Here is an 864-nt window from a genome sequence, read left to right as displayed (position 1 = left end):
TGCCGGTCGCACCGGTGGCGCCGGCCGGGCCCGTAGCGCCCGTGGCACCTGTCGCGCCGGTGGCCCCCACCACGCCCGCACAGTTGCCGAGGGCGCCCCCGGGGCCATGGCACACCGGCGTAGCCTGCGATGGCGCAGACGCCAGTCCGGGCACCGTAACGGCGCCTGACGCCTCGTCCACGCGCAGGCGGATCTGGGTTTTGTCGGTGTTGGTCACCGTGAAACCGCCATTGGGCGGCGGTGCAAGCACGATGTCCGCCGCCATTACTGCATGGCAGTGCAGGGCCCCAGCCACCAGGGCCGCGATCAGGTGTTTGCGTTGCGGAGGAAGAAAGGACATGGGCACCCCGTGATAACCGGCGGAGTGTAAGGAAAAGTCCTAAATTTTTGCCGTTTTGTAATGACTCCGATAGTTTTTATTTTGGTGTTCCGCGATGCAACATCCTTTAAGGGGGGTGGCACAGGGTTTACCCGGTGACGTACCAGTGATTGTCCACACGCGCCTTGACCAGGCTGCTGCGGTGGAGATGGGGCTGCGGTGCGGCGCCGCGGACGTCTTCGAGGGTGTGGTCCAGCCCGGCAGCCCACAGTGCGGTGCCGTTCACAGCGAGTGCGCAGACCTCGGGCAGCGCCACCAGGCGCTGCCAGTCCCCCTGGGGGCTGAAAGTGGCGATGCCCTGGGCGCGCGGGCAACTCACGGCCCATCCCTCGGGGGTGGCGGCGATGCTGCCGCCATACCCCCGCAAACCGCCCTGTGGGCCGCCGGGCCCCTGCGCGGGGACGGGCGCGGCGGCCCGCAGCGCCTTGCCATCGAAGAGCGCCAGCACGGGGGCCGCCTCCCGGTCCGGCTGGCCGTCGTGCTCG

Annotated in this window: 1 protein-coding gene and 1 pseudogene; both read right to left on the bottom strand. The window is 69.1% G+C overall.

Annotation, left to right across the window (positions count from 1 at the left end):
* Positions 1-340 (bottom strand): annotated as a pseudogene (locus tag AC27IO_RS24905) (hypothetical protein); the annotation flags it as partial.
* A 127-nt stretch (positions 341-467) separates the two neighbouring features.
* A partial coding sequence (locus AC27IO_RS24900; protein ID WP_498741303.1) for a DUF1513 domain-containing protein occupies positions 468-864 on the bottom strand: 397 nt, incomplete at its 5' end.

The organism is Acidovorax sp. KNOB132 (assembly GCF_057541515.1).
Note: the sequence above shows the minus strand (reverse complement) of the source record. Positions and strands in the feature narration are given on the sequence as shown.